The following is a 15703-nucleotide window of genomic DNA, read 5'->3' on the forward strand; positions in this document are numbered from 1 at the left end:
GAATTATGATAAAATATTTTTCAGGAGATTATGATGTAATAGTAATTGGAGCAGGTCATGCAGGTTGTGAGGCCGCACTTGCAGCTTCAAGAATGGGTGCTAAAACACTTATGTGCACCATGAATCTTGACAGTGTAGCTATGATGCCATGTAATCCTAACATAGGTGGAACAGCTAAAGGTCATCTTGTAAGAGAAATAGATGCATTAGGTGGAGAGATGGGAGTTAATATAGATAAAACCTTCATACAATCTAGAATGCTTAATATTTCTAAAGGGCCAGCAGTACATTCATTAAGAGTTCAAGCAGATAAAGTAAGATATTCAGAAGCTATGAGAAATGTACTTGAAAACCAAGAAAATTTGTATTTAAAGCAAATTGAGGTGGTTTCACTTGATATTGAAGATGGTAAAGTTAAAGGAATAGTAACAAAGAATGGAGCTTGTTTTAATTCGAAAACTATTATACTAGCTACAGGAACTTATCTAAGATCTAGAATAATAATTGGAGAGATTAATTATAGTGGTGGTCCAAGTGGTCTTTTTCCTGCTAATGAACTTTCACAATCGCTTATAGATGCAGGTATAAAATTAAGAAGATTTAAAACAGGTACACCAGCGAGAATAAACAAAAGAAGTGTAGATTTTTCAAAGATGATAGAACAACCAGGAGATGAGAATATAATTCCATTCTCATTTTTAAATGATAAATTGGAAAAAGAACAGATATCTTGTTATTTAACATATACTAATGAAGAAACTCATGAGGTAATAAAGGATAATATCAATAGATCACCACTATATAATGGTACTATAAAAAGTGTTGGACCAAGATATTGTCCATCCATTGAAGATAAGGTTATGCGTTTTCCAGATAAAGAAAAGCATCAAATCTTTATAGAGCCTGAAGGTGAAAATACAAACGAATTATATGTTGGGGGAATGTCAAGTTCTCTGCCAGAAGAGGTACAGATAAAAATGCTAAAAACCGTACCTGGTCTTGAAAATGTGGAGATACTTAAGACTGCATATGCAATAGAATATGATTGTGTTGACCCAACACAGCTTAAGCTTTCACTTGAATTTAAAGATATAGAAGGATTATTTGGTGCAGGACAATTTAATGGAAGTTCAGGGTACGAAGAAGCTGGTTCACAGGGACTAATAGCTGGAATAAATGCAGCATTAAAAGCGAAAAATGAAGCTCCTCTTATATTAGGAAGATCTGATGGATATATAGGAGTACTTATAGATGATTTAGTTACTAAAGGCACTAATGAGCCATATAGAATGATGACATCTAGAGCAGAGTATAGACTTTTATTAAGGCAAGATAATGCTGATTTAAGACTTACAGAATTAGGACGCAAAGTAGGATTGGTTGATGATGCAAGGTATAACAAATTCATACAAAGAAAAAATCATATCGAAGAAGAGCTAAAAAGGCTAAAAAATGTTCAAATAACTAATAAAAAAGAAATTAATGAATTTTTAGAAGGATTAGGCTCAGTTTCACTAAAAAAACCTATAAGTTTGTATGAATTAATACGAAGACCTGAATTAGATTACAGCAAATTACAGAATTTGGAAAAAGATAAAAGAGATTTATCAGAAGATATTATTAATGAAGTAAATATAATGATAAAATATGAAGGATATATAGAAAAACAATTAGAACAAGTAGAGCAATTCAAAAAATTTGAAAAAAGGCTTATACCAGAAGATATTGACTATGCTTCAATAAAAAATTTAAGAACTGAAGCAATTCAAAAATTAAGTAAGTTAAGACCAGTAAATTTAGGGCAAGCATCAAGGATATCTGGAGTTTCCCCATCTGATATTTCTGTTCTTATGATTTATTTAGATTATTATTTTAAAAATAAGTAGTAGGATTGAAAAATGGAGGAAAAAAATGAAGTATTTTGATATAATGAGTTTGGAATGCAAGAAAATTGGATTGAATTTAACGGAAGAAAAATATAACCAATTTATGTTGTATAAGGATTTACTGCAAGAATGGAATAAGGTAATGAATTTAACATCAATTGTTGAAGATGAAGAGATAGTAAAAAAGCATTTTATAGATTCAATAAAGATTTTTGAATGCAAACATATAGCTAAAGCAAAAAATATTATAGATGTTGGTACGGGTGCCGGTTTTCCTGGTATACCTATTGCTATAATGAATGAAAAGGTAGAGGTTATACTGTTAGATTCTCTTCAAAAAAGAGTAAACTTTCTAAATGAAGTTATAGATAAACTAAAATTAAAAAATATAAAGACTGTTCATGGAAGAGCAGAGGATTTTGGCGTGAATAAAGATTATCGTGAAAATTTTGATGTAGTTGTATCTAGAGCGGTTGCAAATATGTCTGTATTAAGTGAATTTTGCCTTCCATTTGTAAAAGTAGGAGGATATCTAGTTGCTTTAAAGGGACCAGGAATAAACGATGAAATTTTAGCAGCACAAAAAGCAATAAAGGTATTAGGAGGAAGTCTAGATAAGGTTATTAATGTTGAGTTTGAAAATGAGGACTTTCAGCATAATCTGGTGGTTATAAGAAAGAAAAATTGTACGCCTAAGAAATATCCAAGAAAAGCAGGTAAAGTTTCTAAAAATCCTATAGTATAAGATACAAATTGATGAAAAGGAATGAGAATTTATATGGATAGTATTATATATATTTCTGTTGACAATATATGTGCGAATTCTAATCAACCTAGAAAATACTTTGATAAAACAGCCCTTAATGAATTAGCAGAATCCATAAGTAATTATGGAATAATTCAACCCATTTCGGTAAGAAAATTAGAAGAAGATAAGTATGAAATAATAGCAGGGGAGAGAAGATTTAGAGCAGCTAAAATAGCTGGACTTGATAAGGTACCTGTTATTGTATCAGATATAAATGAAAAGGAATCTGCAGAAATAGCTTTATTAGAAAATATTCAGAGAGAAAATTTAAGTTATATAGAAGAAGCTGAGGCGTATCATAATTTAATAGAACAATACGGATATACTCAAGATAAGCTTGCACAGAGTGTTGGGAAAAAGCAATCAACTATAGCTAATAAATTAAGACTTCTGAAGCTGGATAATAATGTTAGAAGGGTGTTATTAGAGAATAATCTTACAGAGAGACATGCTAGATCACTATTAAAGTTATCGGATAAAAAGTCACAGATGAGTGTTATAAAAACTGTTATATCTAAAGGGCTGAATGTAAAAAAGACAGAAGAACTTATAGAGAAAAAATTAGATAGAGTTTATAGGAAAGAAAATGATATAGCAGTGGACGGAAAGAAACGGATAAAAGGTATATTTGGATCTCAAATATATATAAATACAATAAAGCAAGTATTCGATAAATATGGAATAAAAGCAAAATATAAATCTAAGGAATTAGAGGATGTTATAGAGGTAACAGTTGTAATTCCAAAGAAATAAAAAATGTTTCACGTGAAACATTTTTTTTTGCCTAAATTCACAAAAAATCTATTTATAAAATAGTATTATAAGTTTATAATACTATTATAGGAAAGTAAATTTTATATCGATATTCTAATATATAATATAAGGTGGTGAAATGATATGAAAGTAATAAGTGTATTTAATCAAAAGGGTGGAGTTGGAAAAACAACAACAAATATAAATTTATGTACATATTTAGCTATGAAGGGTTTAAAGGTACTTACTATAGATATAGACCCACAAGGTAATACGACAAGTGGATTGGGAATAGATAAAAGTAAATTAGAATTATCAACATATGATGCATTAACAGCAGATGTTTCTATAGAAGATATAATACAGGAATCGCAACTTATTAAAAATTTATATATTGCTCCATCCACTGTAGAACTTGCAGGCGCTGAAGTTGAACTTATAAATATTGAAAATAGGGAAAGAATTCTTAAGAATAAAATAAAAGAAATGAAAAGTGAATTTGATTATATTTTTATAGATTGTCCTCCATCATTAGGATTCATAACTATTAATTCGTTAACAGCATCTGATAGTGTTATGATACCAATTCAAACTGAATTTTATGCCTTAGAAGGCGTAGGTCAACTTGTAAATACGATACAGCTTGTAAAGAAGTCACTAAATAAAAGACTTCAAGTAGAAGGTGTTATTCTTACTATGTGTGATAATAGAACTAAATTATCAAACGAAGTTTCGGAAGAAGTAAAGAAATATTTCAGTGGTAAACTATATAAAACTACAATACCGAGAAATATAAGATTAGCAGAAGCACCTAGCTATGGATTGCCAATAGTGCTTTATGATGATAAATGTAAAGGCGCTGAATGTTACCGTAATTTGACTAACGAATTTTTAAAGAATCAGTAGGAAGGTGATGTGAATGAATAAAAAGGGTGGATTAGGAAGAGGATTAAATGCACTAATAATTGATAATGATTCAAACGAAGAAAAAAATAGTAATTCACAGAAGATTTCTTTAAACTTAATTAGACCAAATGAACATCAACCACGTAAAAATTTTGATGGTGATAAAATTGTTCAATTGGCTGAATCCATAAAAGAACATGGTATAGTACAGCCTTTGATTTTAAAGAAAAAGGATAAACAGTATATTATTGTAGCAGGGGAAAGAAGATTTAGAGCGGCAAAAAGTTTGGGCTTAAAAGAAGTACCGGCGTTAATAATAGATGCCACAGAAAAAGAAATATTAGAAATTTCACTTATAGAAAATATACAAAGGGAAGATTTAAATCCTATTGAGGAAGCATTGGCTTACAAAAGGCTTATTGAAGATTTTGAACTTACTCAAGAACAATTAAGTCAGAGAATAGGAAAATCTAGAGTTGCAATAACAAATTGCATGAGATTATTAAATTTAGATGAAAGAGTGCAAGATTATTTAATTGATGGCGTTATATCGGAAGGACATGGAAGAGTACTTTTAACTATATCAGATAAAGATGATCAATATAAATTGTCTCAAAAAATAATAGATGAAGATTTAAGTGTTAGAGCTACAGAGAAGTTATTAAAGACATATAAAGAATCAAGTGATAAAAATACAGAAAAAAGTAGTGAGGAAAATCAATATATAGTTGACATAAGAGACAAATTAGAAGGATATTTTGGTACAAAGGTTTTATTGAAAAGCAATAAAAACAAGGGTAAAATAGAAATTGAATATTATTCTAATGAAGATCTACAAAGAATAATTGATATATTAAAAATATAAATGTTTCACGTGAAACAATTTTTGGAGTAGTAGCAAGGAGAGGCGAATAAAATGGAAGACATTTTTACATTACTTAATCAATTTAATGTATACATAACTATAGGATTATGTATTTTAGTTTTTGTTTTGATAATATTAAATATATCTAGTTTACATTCTACAAAAAAATTAAAGAAAAATTATAAAAAGCTAATGCGCGGAACTAGTTCAGAAAATTTAGAAGAACTTATAAATGGATATTTAAATAAAGTTGAACAAATAAGTGAGGACGCAAAAGAAGTTAGAGATATTTATGAAGGCATACAAGCACAAGTAAAAACATGTATTAAGAATGTGGCTATGGTTAGATATAAGGCATTTGATAATGTCGGAAGTGATCTTAGTTTTTCATTGGTAATGTTAGATGATAATTATGATGGAATAATTATAACAAGTATATATGGAAGAGGAGAAAGTGTAGTATACGCTAAGCCTATTAATAAGGGATTATCAAGATATGATCTTTCAGATGAAGAAAAAAATATTTTGAAAGAAGTATGTGAAAAAGAAAAAGACAATGATAAATAGTAAGGGAAATTATAAAAACTTCTGATATAATCGGAAGTTTTTTTATATTGAAAGAGTTATAATATTATTACATAGTATTATATTTTTGTGAAATATTCATCATAGAAATAGCAATACCATTTGATATTTTATCTGCTAAATTCATAACAGTATATAATCTAGTACTTTGTAAAACCATAAAATCAAAAGGACCTGATATATTGACAATACCTACTATACTTAAATCACCAACGGAAGGAAGAACTTTATTCATAGCTGCACCAGGAGATATAGGAGTACTTTGAATTGATATATTACCAATATTTCTTACATTTCCAAGACAAGCATCAATGGCTACTATAAAAGGGTTAGTATAGTTAGAATTAATAAAATCTAAAGTAGCAGATAGATTTTTTGCATGAACGGGTTCTTTAAGAGTTCCAAAAACAATTAAATTATCTATATGAAGTTTTTTTAATTTATAACCAATAATAGGACCTAAACTATCACCAGTAGATCTGTCCGTACCAATACACAAAAAAATAATATCACGATAAGAGCTTACTGATTTAAGTTCAGAAGTAAGATAATTACTGAATTTGTATAAAATATTTTCATCATTAATGTTAAAAACTAATTTTTTTTCCATATATAAACCTCCCTAATGTGTAAGTATGGACAAATAAAAAAAAATTATGCATTTGAACCTATAATTTTATAAAATTTATTGAAATAAGTCGTAAAAATAATATATATTATAAGTACATTTATTTATTGGAGGAATATTAATGAATTTGCTAAAGAAAATTAATTTTGATGTGGAAACAGGTAAAGCACAAATACAAAGTTTAAAGTTTAATGTATACGATGGATTTGGAATAATTTTAAGGATTCTGATTGTAATAGTATTGATGTATATTATAGTAAAATTGGTCAATAAATTTATTGATAAAACATTAAAAAAGCAGGAAGATTTTAGATTTTCACTTGATAAAAAGAGAAGTAAAACAATAGGTGCAATACTTAAAAGCGTAGTTAAATATTGTGTGTACTTTTTTGGAATTACTATAATCTTGACATTAATGTTTGGAAGTAAGTTGTTTTCAACTGTTAGTTTAACTTTTGCCAGTATAGGTGGTGTAGCATTAGGTTTTGGATCTCAAAATTTAGTTAAGGATGTTGTAAACGGATTTTTTATATTATTTGAAGATCAATATTCGGTAGGTGACTACATAACAATAGATAAAAGTTCAGGTATTGTAGAAAGTATTGAGCTGAGGGTTACAAAAATAAGAAGTTTTAAAGGTGACTTACATATAATACCCAATGGAAAAATATCAGAGGTCACTAATCATTCAAGAGGGCCTATTTCAATAAATGTAAATGTTAGTATAGCATATGAAGAAAACATTGATAATGCAACAAAAGTTATAAACGATGCTTGCGAAAAATTTTCTAAGGATAATGAAGATGTGGTAGAGAGTCCTAAAGTTGTTGGAATAACTGAGCTTGCATCTAGTGGTGTAAATATAAGAGTATCTGGAAAAGTAAAGCCTATGAAACAATGGTCAAATGAAAATCAGTTAAGAAAGTATGTAAAAGAAGCTTTAGATAACGCTAAAATAGAGATACCTTATAACAAACTTCAATTTGTAGGAGGAGATAAAAATGAATAAGGAATTTGATTTGGGTTATATTGTTGAAATGAAGAAACAGCATCCTTGTGGAACAAATAGATGGGAAATAATAAGAGTTGGTGCTGATGTAAAAATAAAATGTGTAAATTGCGGTAGAATAATAATGCTTCCAAGAAGTAAATTTGAGAAAAGATTAAAAAAAGTTTTAGAAAAGAAAGAAGAAAATTGATTTTTTTAAAAATATGCGATATAATTATAAATTGTGAGTCCCTGCTGTGATGAAAAACTTTTCACAGCCGTCAAGACCATAGGGAGGAGGTGAATGGTAATGAATAAGTATGAAACTTTATTTATACTTAACCCATCATTAGATGAAGAAGGCATAAATACAAATGTAGAAAAATTTAAGTCTGTAATCACAAATGGTGGTGGAGAAGTTGAAAATGTAGATTTATGGGGCAGAAGAAAGCTCGCTTATGAAATTGACAAAGTTAATGAAGGAATCTACGTTTTAGTAAACTTTCAGTCTGATGCACAATTACCAAAAGAATTGGATAGAGTGTTCAGAATTACTGATAGTATAATAAGACATTTAATTATTAGTTTGGAAAAATAAGAGCCAAAGGTGATGTTTTAATATGAATAAGGTTGTTTTAATAGGAAGATTAACTAAGGATCCAGAGTTGAAATTTACTCCAGGTACAGGAACAGCCGTTGCATCATTTACCTTGGCTGTAGATAGAAGATTTAAAAAAGAAGGTCAGCAGGAAGCTGATTTTGTTCCCATAGTTGTATGGGGAAAACAAGCTGAATCTACAGCTAATTACATGAGTAAAGGAAAACTTATGGGAGTTAGCGGAAGAATACAGACTAGATCATATGATGCTAAAGATGGTACTAGAAGATATGTAACTGAAATTGTAGCTGAGGAAGTTCAATTTCTTGAGTGGGGATCTTCTAATAACAACACTATGGCGAATGATCAATTTAGTAATGGAAATGAAAATGGTTCAATTGGGTTACCAGACAACAATGATATAACACCAATAGATGATGGTGACATCCCATTTTAATTTCTTAAAGTAAGGAGGGAAAATGAAATGGCAAGAGATAACGGAAACAAGGAAAGAGACGGAAGAAGACCTGGTGGCAGAAACAGAAAAATGAAGAGAAAAATCTGTGCTTTCTGTATGGATAAAAGCGAAAGTATAGATTACAAAGATATAAACAAGCTTAGAAAGTACGTTACTGAAAGAGGAAAGATTCTTCCAAGACGTATTTCTGGAAATTGTGCTAAGCACCAAAGAGAGTTAACAATCGCAATAAAGAGAGCAAGAAATATTGCTTTACTACCTTTTACAACTGAGTAGTTTTAAAGGTAACTGTCCCAAGATATTTAAAGGTATCTTGGGACAGTTTTTTTTATTATTTACATATATTTTGAATTAAAAGTTAATAGATTTCACTAGTGTTGATTTATGTTAAGGTAATGTGTTAAAATAGAAAACAGTGATTTAAATAAATTATCTGAATGTAGGTGGGATAACAGATGAAAAAACTCTTTTCAGTTATAGCAGCGATAACAATAAGTGCATCGTTAGCTGGATGTGCAAGTAATAGTTCAAGTAGCAAGGCAGGTAGTAGTAAAAAGTTAGTTACTAAAGATAGCGGTTTAACAAAAATTATAGAAGATAAAACTAAAGCAATTAATGATGGCAAATTTGATGATTACATGAAAAACTATGATGATAAATCAGCAATATATAAAACTGTTAAAGATGATAAAAAAGATGATTTTTCAAAATATAAGGTAAAAACAACTATAGAAGATGTAAAAGTATTAAATAAAGGTTCTAAAACTGCACAAGTTCAAGTAGTAGAGAGTAATTCAAAAATAAAAGGACCAGGCTTTCTAGATAATAGAACTATGTATGTAGATTATCTAACAAATATAGATGGAACTTGGAAAATAACAAATGAAGATATAATGAGAGTAGAGTATAAAGAACCAGTTTATGATACATTATATAAGAATGTAAAAGAAGCCAATGATAAAAAGCTTGATGATTATATGGATACCATAGATCCTACAGATAATGATAATTACAATAAGACAAAGGATTCTATGCTTGATTCATTTAATAAGTACAATATAGTATATACTCTTGAACAAGCAGATATAAAGAGTAAATCGGATAAAGATACAACAGTTGAATTTGTAGAAACAGCAATAGATAAAAAGACTTCAGATTACAAGGACAATAGAACTACAGGTGTATATCATCTTAGGATTGTAAATGGTGCTTGGAAGATATTCAAAACTGAAATTAAGACTACAGAATCTATTGATAAAAGCGGAAATACTATAAAAACATCAGGAAAAACATCAGGAAAGAAATAAGTAAGGAAGTCCCTCTTGCAATTATACGCAAGAGGGTTTGCTTATTAGGCGACCTTTTAATAAAATATAATATAATAATGTTGTTTTAAGTAAGATTAGTTTAGAATATATAATTTTAATAAATATCAATTATTGTTTAAATTATATTGCATAAATAGGAAAAGATAACTAAAATATAGTTAAGATAGGGGGGAGTATATATGAAAAAAGAGGATTTTAAAATAATGTCTGATATAAAAACCATAGAAAGTTTGAAAGCAGATTTGTTATGCGTTGTTGGTGAATTTTTTAAAATTTTAACAAAGGGTACAAATGCAGCTCAAGATGCAATACTAAATTGTATCTCAAGTGCAATAATATTATTATATATACTTGGTGGAAGGTTAGGGTATTCTCATGTAGAAATAGATGAAACAATGAAGAAAAAATTGAAGCTAGGTATAGTTGAAGAGGATGATATAGAAAAGGACGGAAAAGATCTTACAAAGTTATACAGACATTTAAAAGATAGAATTTGATAGTATGTGGAGGAAATATTAGTGCAAAAGTATAATATAAAGGCTATAGGTGAAGTAATAGTAATGACTGTTAGTTTATTCGCTTTGGTGATGCTAGGAGTATATGGATATGGCTTAATTCAATTCTTAATGTTTCTTGTACCACTGCCAGCGGTAATAATATACTTAAAATACGGAATTAAGTATTCAGTGATAGGAATATTAATAGGGACATTATTAAGCTTCATTTTTATAGATCCGAGAGTAGCAGGATTAATTGTTATAATGTTTTTAATACCGACAATTGCATTTATGATTACACGTAAAAAAGAAATGAATTTTATAAGTACCTTCATTATAATGACTATAGCATATGTAGCAGCGACAATATTTGAATATACAGTGATATTAAAGATAGTAAGTAATACTAATTTTATCAGTATAATTGACACAATAGTAAATTCTTCAAAAGCTAGCATTGACAATGTTAGAAAAATGTATTTGGATGCTGGTATGAATAAAGATCAAGTAGATAATACTTTGAATGTTTTAAGGGAAAGCTTTACAAAGAGGAATATACTTATAGTTGTCCCAGGAATTCTTTCAATAATATCAATAATTTCATCATATCTAACTTGTTTTGTTTCAGAAAGGATGTTTAAAAGATTAAAGATAAAAACAAATTATGAAGTAAAGGTTTATAATATATATATCAATAATTTATTTTTAGCATTTTCAATAATTCTTGGATGTATAGGATTATTACTTTCAAATAGAAATATAATTTTAGGAGACTACATATATGAAACTGTAGTAATGGTGGTAGGTTTTTGGTTGATTGTAACTGCATTTTCATTAATAGTTCATTACTTAAAATACAAGCAAAAGTTTAAAAATTGGCTAATTGTATTAATTGTAATATTTGCACTCTTTTTAGTTCAACTTTTAAATTATTTATATGTTGCAGCAGCATTTATTGATTCATTTGTTGATTTTAGAAAAATTGGATTTAAAAAAAGTAATAAAAAACAGGGTGAAGAATAATGAAAAAAAAATATAAGGGTTTTTATAATCAAAATTCATCATATATTTTTATTAGCTTAGTTTTAATAGTATTAATGCTTGCGTATGGGCATTACAAGGAAGGTATAGTTGCAGCAATAATTTTGTTATTTTTTATTTTATATGATGTTGAAAAGGTTAGGCTAAAAAAAGATGAATGGAAAAACTTTATAGAAGACTTTTCATCAAGCTCAGATATAGCGGCAAGAAATATCCTTATAAACTTACCATTTCCAGTTATAATAGCAAGTGAAAAAGGTAATATTTTATGGTACAATCAAAGTATTTCTAATGTATTTAACGATGATATATTAGGAAATAATTTGGAATCATTAGTACAAGATAAAAATTTAAGTAATCTTTTAGAAAAGAACAGTAAACCCTGCAAAAATTTTAAAATAAAAGAAAAGTATTATGATATATACAGTAGTACAATGAAAATTTTTGAGAAAAATAAAGAAATATTTTTAATATACTTTTATGATGTAACGGATAAGCATGAATTTGAAGAGGAAGTATCAAATTGTAAGACTTCCGTACTATTAATAGAAGTAGATAATCTTGATGAGGTTATAAAAAGTACGCCGGAAGATAAGAAACCGTTACTTAAAGCACAAATTGAAACAGCTATAAATACTTATGCTAAAAATATAAGTGCTATGTTTAAAAAGTATTCTACAGGTAAATATGTTCTTGTACTTCAAAATAAAAGGCTTAAATTGGAAGCACAAAAGAAATTTGAAATATTAGACCAAATAAGAGAAATAGATATGGGAAACAGTTTAGCGGTTACATTAAGTATAGGTATTGGTAAATCAGGTAAAACACCTATTGAAAATTATAATTATGCTGTTTTGGCTAAAGAATTAGCACTTGGTCGTGGTGGAGATCAAGTTGTAATAAAAGACGGTGAGCAGTTACTGTTTTATGGTGGCAATACGAAAGAGGTTGAAAAGAGAACCAAGGTTAGAGCAAGAGTAATAGGTCAATCGTTAATGGAATTAGTGAAGGAAAGTAGCAATGTTTTTATAATGGGACATATAAATCCTGATATAGATTGTATAGGTGGTGCAATAGGATTATATAGTGTATTAAGTAGTAAGGTAGAGGGTAAAGTACACATAGTTCTTGATGAAGCTAATTCAAGTGTTAAGGGCATTGTAGATAGGCTTGTAGAAAATTATGATGAATACAAGGATGTTTTCGTAAAAAGTAGCGATTGCTTTGAGCTTATTGATACTAGTTCCTTATTAATTTTAGATGATGTTAATAGTAGAAATTATGTATTAAATGAAAAGATTTTAGAGGAAATTAATAAAATTGTTGTTATCGATCACCATAGGCGTGCTGTAAATTATATAAAAGACACTATTTTAAGTTATATTGAGTCATATGCATCGTCTACTTCTGAATTGGTTACAGAAATGATACAATATATGAATGAAAATCATAAATTGAAACCTATTGAGGCTGAAGCCTTGCTTGCAGGTATTGTAGTTGATACAAAGCATTTCTCATTTAAAACAGGGGTAAGAACCTTTGAAGCAGCGGCTTTTTTAAGAAAAAATGGAGCAGATACAATAGAAATAAAAAAGCTTTTTTCAAATGATTTGGAAAATTATATAAAGAAATCTGAAATAATTAAATCAGCTAGAATTGTTCATGATAATATTGCTATTGCTGTATGTCCCAAAGAAATAGATAGTAATATTATGGCGGCACAAGCTGCTGATGAACTTTTAAATATAACCGGAATGAAAGCATCATTTGTTCTTGTTAAGATAAAAAATAATATACTTATAAGCGGAAGATCCTTTGGAGATATAAATGTACAAATAGTACTTGAAGCTCTTGGTGGTGGGGGACATATTACTATGGCAGGAGCTAAGATAAAGGCTTCTTCTGTAGATGATGTTTTAAACAATCTGGTTAATGCGATAGACAAATATTTAGAGGAAGGTGAATAAATAATGAAGGTAATATTATTAAAGGATATAAAAAGCATAGGAAAAAAAGGTGAGGTTATAAACGTATCAGATGGATATGCAAGAAATTTTTTATTTCCTAAGAAATTAGCAGAAGAAGCAAACAATGCTAATATGAGAGTTTTAAATTTGAAAAAGGAAGCAGAAAGAAAGCAAAAGCTTGAAGAAACAGAGGCAGCACAAAAGCTTGCAAGTGAACTTAAAGGAAAAGAATTAAAGTTAACTGCAAAAGCAGGAGAAAACGGCAGATTATTTGGAGCAATAACAAGTAAGGATATAGCAGCCGAAATAAAAAAACAATTTAAAGTAGATATAGATAAGAAAAAAGTGAATACAGAAACTATAAGACAATTAGGAAATTATGAAGTTGAATTGAAGTTATATCCTGAAATTTCAACAAAAATAAAAGTATTGATTTTAGAAGGTTAGTGAGAGGGGTTAACAGGTGAAATTACAGAGTGATTCAGAACAGATAAGAAAAGAAGATAGAAAGACTATCCCTTTAGATGTTCAAATAGATGCATTATATGATACTATAAAGAATATTTTAGACGACAAAACAATTAGATCAAGAATCATTAAGTATAAGCTTAATAAATATTTATCTAGCAAAGATTTGGCAAAAAAAATATATGCAGTAAATAAAATTATAAGTGAAGGAAAGGGAATAGATGTTATTCCTTCAAATGAAAATGAAACTTATGAGGCAGTAGAGGATACTACTAATTGGATTGTTGAGAGCGTAGCTAAGAGATATGTTCAAAATGAAATTGAAAGTGATGTAGAGGATGCATTAGTTAAAAGACAAAATAAATATTTGGATGAAGTAAGACTTGGGATAATAAGAAAGAAGAAAGGTCCAGAAAATAAAAGTACTCTAAAGAAGTTTGATAAGCTAAAGAAACTTGAAAAAATCAAATTATCAAAGAGTATACAGAGTTTATTAAGACCACAGGCCTTTTCAGAGATAGTTGGACAAGAAAGAGCAATAAAAGCACTTGTGTCAAAATTAGCATCACCATATCCACAGCATATAATACTTTATGGTCCTCCAGGAGTAGGAAAAACTACAGCTGCTAGAATAGCACTAGAGGAAGTAAAGAAACTTAAGTATACTCCATTTAAAAAGGATGCAAACTTTGTTGAAGTGGATGGTGCGACTTTAAGATGGGATCCTAGAGAAATAACGAATCCTCTTTTGGGTTCAGTACATGATCCTATTTATCAAGGAAGTAAGAGAGATCTTGCAGAAACAGGAGTACCAGAACCTAAAAGTGGTCTTGTAACGGATGCACATGGAGGAGTTCTATTTATAGATGAAATAGGAGAACTTGATGTTATGCTTCAAAACAAGATGCTAAAGGTTCTTGAAGATAAAAAAGTAGAATTTTCATCGTCTTATTACGATCCAGATGATGAAAACGTACCTAAATATATTAAATACTTTTTTGAAAAGGGAGCTCCAGCAGATTTTGTTTTAATTGGAGCTACAACTAAGGAGCCATCTGAAATTAATTCAGCACTTAGATCAAGATGTACAGAAGTTTATTTTGAGCCGTTATCATCTTCAGATATTATGGATATAATTGATAATGCGGCAGAAAAACTTAACGTTACCCTTGAAGCTGGTGTCAAGGAATTAATAAGTCAGTATACTATACAAGGTAGAAGAGCTATAAATATATTAGCAGATGTTTATGGTTATGTACTTTATAGTCAAGAGCTAGAACCAAAAGATAAGATAGAAATTAAAGTTAAAGATGTTGAGACTATAATTGGGATAAGCAGATTAACACCATATGAAAAAAATAGCTTTGATACAGAGTACGAGGTTGGGCATGTTTTTGGACTTGGAGTTAGTGGCTTTATGGGTTCAACTATAGAAATAGAAGCAGCTGCCTTTGAAGCGAAAGAGAAGGGCAAAGGAACTATAAGGTTTAATGAAACTGCTGGAAGTATGGCAAAGGATTCTGTGTTTAATGCGGCATCAGTTATAAGAAGATTAACCGATAAAGATATTAAGGATTATGATATACATGTAAATATAGTTGGTGGAGGAAAGATAGATGGTCCTTCAGCTGGAAGTGCTATAACTATATGTATACTCAGCGCTATTTTAAATAAAGAAGTTAGACAGGATGTTGCTATGACAGGTGAAATTTCTTTAAGAGGAAAGGTAAAACCTGTAGGCGGTGTATTTGAAAAGATATATGGAGCAAGAAGAAGAGGAATAAAATTAGTAACAGTTCCTGAGGATAATGCTAAAGATGTTCCAGAAGGTCTTAAGGATATAGAAGTTAAAAGTGTAAAGACAATAGATGAACTTATGAATATAGTTTTTAAGAAGTAGGAGGAAT

18 protein-coding genes are annotated in these 15703 nt (G+C 29.1%); 17 read left to right on the forward strand and 1 reads right to left on the reverse strand.

Annotated features, from left to right (window positions below; translation table 11 throughout):
- The first annotated feature begins 5 nt into the window (after window positions 1-5).
- The 6 genes from mnmG (at window position 6) to CLFE_RS00590 (ending at window position 5785) form a co-directional block, all read left to right on the forward strand.
- On the forward strand, window positions 6-1886 hold the full coding sequence (gene mnmG / locus CLFE_RS00565; RefSeq protein ID WP_077895340.1) for a tRNA uridine-5-carboxymethylaminomethyl(34) synthesis enzyme MnmG: 1881 nt from the start codon (window positions 6-8) through the stop codon (window positions 1884-1886).
- A gap of 25 nt (window positions 1887-1911) precedes the next feature.
- A complete protein-coding gene (gene rsmG / locus CLFE_RS00570; protein WP_077834872.1) occupies window positions 1912-2631 on the forward strand; it encodes a 16S rRNA (guanine(527)-N(7))-methyltransferase RsmG in 720 nt (239 codons plus the stop codon).
- A 33-nt stretch (window positions 2632-2664) separates the two neighbouring features.
- Window positions 2665-3447, forward strand: a complete 783-nt coding sequence (gene noc, locus CLFE_RS00575) for a nucleoid occlusion protein (protein ID WP_077834871.1) — start codon at window positions 2665-2667, stop codon at window positions 3445-3447.
- 144 nt (window positions 3448-3591) lie between these two features.
- Entirely contained in the window at window positions 3592-4353 is a 762-nt protein-coding gene (locus CLFE_RS00580) for a ParA family protein (RefSeq protein ID WP_077834870.1), read from the forward strand.
- A 13-nt stretch (window positions 4354-4366) separates the two neighbouring features.
- Complete coding sequence (locus tag CLFE_RS00585; protein WP_077895339.1) at window positions 4367-5218, forward strand: ParB/RepB/Spo0J family partition protein; 852 nt, start codon at window positions 4367-4369, stop codon at window positions 5216-5218.
- Window positions 5219-5269: 51 nt separating this feature from the next.
- Complete coding sequence (locus CLFE_RS00590; protein WP_077895338.1) at window positions 5270-5785, forward strand: DUF4446 family protein; 516 nt, start codon at window positions 5270-5272, stop codon at window positions 5783-5785.
- Window positions 5786-5852: 67 nt separating this feature from the next.
- Here the strand turns inward: CLFE_RS00590 and yyaC are convergent, their stop codons facing one another.
- Entirely contained in the window at window positions 5853-6413 is a 561-nt protein-coding gene (gene yyaC / locus CLFE_RS00595; RefSeq protein WP_077895337.1) for a spore protease YyaC, read from the reverse strand.
- A 139-nt stretch (window positions 6414-6552) separates the two neighbouring features.
- Here yyaC and CLFE_RS00600 point away from each other — a divergent pair, with 139 nt between their 5' ends.
- From CLFE_RS00600 to lonC, 11 genes are all read left to right on the forward strand, one after another.
- Window positions 6553-7440 (forward strand): mechanosensitive ion channel family protein, encoded by an 888-nt coding sequence (locus tag CLFE_RS00600; protein ID WP_077895336.1) that lies wholly within the window; start codon window positions 6553-6555, stop codon window positions 7438-7440.
- Window positions 7433-7630 carry a DUF951 domain-containing protein gene (locus CLFE_RS00605; RefSeq protein WP_077834865.1) on the forward strand — a complete coding sequence of 66 codons (198 nt, stop codon included), beginning with the start codon at window positions 7433-7435 and terminating at the stop codon, window positions 7628-7630. Before CLFE_RS00600 ends, CLFE_RS00605 begins: the two co-directional genes overlap by 8 nt.
- A gap of 99 nt (window positions 7631-7729) precedes the next feature.
- Window positions 7730-8017 carry a 30S ribosomal protein S6 gene (gene rpsF, locus CLFE_RS00610; protein ID WP_077834864.1) on the forward strand — a complete coding sequence of 96 codons (288 nt, stop codon included), beginning with the start codon at window positions 7730-7732 and terminating at the stop codon, window positions 8015-8017.
- 22 nt (window positions 8018-8039) lie between these two features.
- A complete protein-coding gene (locus CLFE_RS00615) occupies window positions 8040-8474 on the forward strand; it encodes a single-stranded DNA-binding protein (RefSeq protein ID WP_077834863.1) in 435 nt (144 codons plus the stop codon).
- A 27-nt stretch (window positions 8475-8501) separates the two neighbouring features.
- Window positions 8502-8771, forward strand: coding sequence for a 30S ribosomal protein S18 (gene rpsR / locus CLFE_RS00620; RefSeq protein ID WP_077834862.1), 270 nt, complete (start codon window positions 8502-8504; stop codon window positions 8769-8771).
- A gap of 179 nt (window positions 8772-8950) precedes the next feature.
- On the forward strand, window positions 8951-9802 hold the full coding sequence (locus CLFE_RS00625; protein ID WP_077834861.1) for a hypothetical protein: 852 nt from the start codon (window positions 8951-8953) through the stop codon (window positions 9800-9802).
- A 200-nt stretch (window positions 9803-10002) separates the two neighbouring features.
- Window positions 10003-10320, forward strand: coding sequence for a MazG-like family protein (locus CLFE_RS00630; RefSeq protein WP_077834860.1), 318 nt, complete (start codon window positions 10003-10005; stop codon window positions 10318-10320).
- A gap of 21 nt (window positions 10321-10341) precedes the next feature.
- Complete coding sequence (locus CLFE_RS00635; protein WP_077834859.1) at window positions 10342-11343, forward strand: DUF2232 domain-containing protein; 1002 nt, start codon at window positions 10342-10344, stop codon at window positions 11341-11343.
- Entirely contained in the window at window positions 11343-13328 is a 1986-nt protein-coding gene (locus CLFE_RS00640; RefSeq protein WP_077895335.1) for a DHH family phosphoesterase, read from the forward strand. The genes CLFE_RS00635 and CLFE_RS00640 overlap by 1 nt, the downstream gene beginning before the upstream one ends.
- Window positions 13329-13331: 3 nt before the next feature.
- Window positions 13332-13775 (forward strand): 50S ribosomal protein L9, encoded by a 444-nt coding sequence (rplI, locus tag CLFE_RS00645; RefSeq protein ID WP_077834857.1) that lies wholly within the window; start codon window positions 13332-13334, stop codon window positions 13773-13775.
- 16 nt (window positions 13776-13791) lie between these two features.
- Window positions 13792-15696 carry a Lon family ATP-dependent protease gene (gene lonC / locus CLFE_RS00650; RefSeq protein WP_077834856.1) on the forward strand — a complete coding sequence of 635 codons (1905 nt, stop codon included), beginning with the start codon at window positions 13792-13794 and terminating at the stop codon, window positions 15694-15696.
- Window positions 15697-15703: the final 7 nt, after the last annotated feature.

It is taken from the genome of Clostridium felsineum DSM 794, from assembly GCF_002006355.2.
In the GTDB taxonomy this organism is placed as follows: domain Bacteria; phylum Bacillota; class Clostridia; order Clostridiales; family Clostridiaceae; genus Clostridium_S; species Clostridium_S felsineum.

Bases quoted from the DNA above. Each gene is read 5' to 3' on its own strand.
- mnmG (WP_077895340.1), top strand. From the start codon at position 6: ATGATAAAATATTTTTCAGGAGATTATGATGTAATAGTAATTGGAGCA.
- rsmG (WP_077834872.1), top strand. From the start codon at position 1,912: ATGAAGTATTTTGATATAATGAGTTTGGAATGCAAGAAAATTGGATTG.
- noc (WP_077834871.1), top strand. From the start codon at position 2,665: ATGGATAGTATTATATATATTTCTGTTGACAATATATGTGCGAATTCT.
- CLFE_RS00580 (WP_077834870.1), top strand. From the start codon at position 3,592: ATGAAAGTAATAAGTGTATTTAATCAAAAGGGTGGAGTTGGAAAAACA.
- CLFE_RS00585 (WP_077895339.1), top strand. From the start codon at position 4,367: ATGAATAAAAAGGGTGGATTAGGAAGAGGATTAAATGCACTAATAATT.
- CLFE_RS00590 (WP_077895338.1), top strand. From the start codon at position 5,270: ATGGAAGACATTTTTACATTACTTAATCAATTTAATGTATACATAACT.
- yyaC (WP_077895337.1), bottom strand. From the start codon at position 6,413: ATGGAAAAAAAATTAGTTTTTAACATTAATGATGAAAATATTTTATAC.
- CLFE_RS00600 (WP_077895336.1), top strand. From the start codon at position 6,553: ATGAATTTGCTAAAGAAAATTAATTTTGATGTGGAAACAGGTAAAGCA.
- CLFE_RS00605 (WP_077834865.1), top strand. From the start codon at position 7,433: ATGAATAAGGAATTTGATTTGGGTTATATTGTTGAAATGAAGAAACAG.
- rpsF (WP_077834864.1), top strand. From the start codon at position 7,730: ATGAATAAGTATGAAACTTTATTTATACTTAACCCATCATTAGATGAA.
- CLFE_RS00615 (WP_077834863.1), top strand. From the start codon at position 8,040: ATGAATAAGGTTGTTTTAATAGGAAGATTAACTAAGGATCCAGAGTTG.
- rpsR (WP_077834862.1), top strand. From the start codon at position 8,502: ATGGCAAGAGATAACGGAAACAAGGAAAGAGACGGAAGAAGACCTGGT.
- CLFE_RS00625 (WP_077834861.1), top strand. From the start codon at position 8,951: ATGAAAAAACTCTTTTCAGTTATAGCAGCGATAACAATAAGTGCATCG.
- CLFE_RS00630 (WP_077834860.1), top strand. From the start codon at position 10,003: ATGAAAAAAGAGGATTTTAAAATAATGTCTGATATAAAAACCATAGAA.
- CLFE_RS00640 (WP_077895335.1), top strand. From the start codon at position 11,343: ATGAAAAAAAAATATAAGGGTTTTTATAATCAAAATTCATCATATATT.
- rplI (WP_077834857.1), top strand. From the start codon at position 13,332: ATGAAGGTAATATTATTAAAGGATATAAAAAGCATAGGAAAAAAAGGT.